The 1980-nt window shown below is 74.4% G+C and carries 1 protein-coding gene and 1 pseudogene; one reads left to right on the top strand and one right to left on the bottom strand.

Annotated features, from left to right (window positions below):
* Window positions 1-311: 311 nt before the first annotated feature.
* Window positions 312-669: pseudogene (locus tag AOK16_RS12350) on the bottom strand (hypothetical protein); the annotation flags it as partial.
* 407 nt (window positions 670-1076) lie between these two features.
* Here AOK16_RS12350 and fmt point away from each other — a divergent pair.
* Window positions 1077-1980, top strand: a 904-nt coding sequence (gene fmt / locus AOK16_RS12345; RefSeq protein WP_055472310.1) for a methionyl-tRNA formyltransferase, incomplete at its 3' end; no start/stop codon positions are given.

The raw sequence follows: 1980 nt of genomic DNA, 5'->3' as shown, positions 1-1980 counted from the left end.
AGCGGGGCGGTCTTCTCGGGGGGCCGAGGGGCCCGGTTGGCCGGGGACCACCGCGGCCGGGTGCGGGGTGCCGTGGCGGACGCCGGATGGGGCCGGCACGACGGACGGGGCATCGGAGGCTGTGCGGACGCCGCCTTCCGCCGTGCGGATGCCGGTCTCCGTCGTCGTACGGATGCCGCCTTCCGACGGGCGTACGCCCTCGGACGTGCGCGCCGCGCCGTCCCCCGCGCGGAAGCCCTCCGCAGCGCGGATGCCCTCCGCGGTGCGCAGCGGGTCGGAGCCGTTGGAAGGCGTTTCGGTGGCGGTGCCGTTCTGGGTCGCCGTGCGGCGGGAGCCGTAACGGCGGTGTACGGCTTGCTTGGTGACGCCGAGCGCCGACCCCACCGCGTCCCACGAGAACCCCAGCGAGCGGTCGAAGTCGACGGCCGCCGTCACCAGCGTCTCGATGCTGTCCCGCAGTTCCTGGGCGAGCCGCACGGTGGGTGCGGGCGCCCTTCCGTACACGACGAAGCCCGTGGACGGGCCGGTGCGCCGCGGCCGGTAGACGTTGCCCAACTGGGCGGTCAGGGTGCGCAGTGCGTCCACCTGCCGGCGGACCCGCTCGATGTCCCGCACCAGCAGGTGCAGGCTCGCCCGAGCCTGGGCGTCGTGGGTTGCGTGGTCGGCCATGAACAAGCCTCTCGAACCGGCGTTGATAGCGGAGCGGGCCGCAACAGCGGCCCGTTTCAGGTCAATTTCGTCTTGACCGGACCAACGCGGAACACGCCTCCCGGGTCACGCCGATAGGGCGTGCGGCGGGTGCAGAGAGGCGCGTGGGGATTGCGTACGCCCCTGGGGCCGCGCCCCTTTGCGGATACGCCCCCTCTGCGCCCCGCGTCCGCGCTCGCCCGACCGGCCGCTCGGAGCCGGCTCATAACCCGCTCCGGGCCGGGCTCATAAACTGAGCCCTCCGAGATCGGAAACCGAGCCCTCCGGGCTCGAAAGCTGAGCCTTCCGAGACCGGAAACCGGGCCTCCGAGGCCGACACCGCCCGGAACCCAACGAACCGCACCCGCCTGAGAGGCAGCGCACCCCCGATGAAGCTCGTCTTCGCCGGCACCCCCGAGGTCGCCGTACCCGCACTGGACGCCCTGATCGCGTCGGACCGGCACGAGGTCGCGGCCGTCGTCACCCGCCCCGACGCGGCCGCCGGGCGCGGGCGCCGCCTGGTCGCCAGCCCCGTCGCCGAGCGCGCGGAGGAGGCGGGCATCGAGGTGCTCAAGCCCGTGAAGCCGCGCGACGAGGAGTTCCTTGCCCGGCTCCGGGAGATCGCCCCCGACTGCTGCCCCGTCGTCGCGTACGGCGCGCTGCTGCCGAAGGCCGCGCTGGACATCCCCGTCCACGGCTGGGTCAACCTGCACTTCTCGCTGCTGCCCGCCTGGCGCGGGGCCGCGCCCGTGCAGCACGCGCTGCTGGCGGGCGACGAGATGACCGGCGCGGCGACCTTCCGGATCGAGGAGGGGCTCGACACGGGGCCGGTGTACGGCGTGGTGACCGAGGCCGTGCGGCCGACCGACACCAGCGGGGACCTGCTGACCCGGCTCGCCTTCGCGGGCTCCGGGCTGCTGGCCGCGACGATGGACGGGATCGAGGACGGCTCCCTCGAGGCGGTGCCGCAGCCGGAGGACGGGGTCTCGTACGCGCCGAAGATCGGCGTTGAGGACGCCCGGATCGACTGGTCCGCGCCGGCGCTCCGGATCGACCGGGTCGTACGCGGGTGCGCCCCAGCGCCGGGGGCGTGGACGGTGTTCCGCGGGGAGCGCCTGAAGGTGATGTCCGCGGCGCCGCTCCCGGACCGCACCGGTCTTGCCCCCGGCGAGCTGGGCGTCACCAAGAACGCGGTGTACGCGGGGACGGGTTCGCACGCGGTCGAGCTGGGGTGGGTGCAGCCGCAGGGGAAGAAGCCGATGCGGGCGGCGGACTGGGCACGGGGAGTGAGGG

The sequence above is a fragment of the Streptomyces pathocidini genome, assembly GCF_001418495.1.
In the GTDB taxonomy this organism is placed as follows: domain Bacteria; phylum Actinomycetota; class Actinomycetes; order Streptomycetales; family Streptomycetaceae; genus Streptomyces; species Streptomyces pathocidini.
The sequence above is the reverse complement of the archived record's forward strand: the minus strand, read 5'-3'. Positions and strand labels throughout refer to the sequence as shown.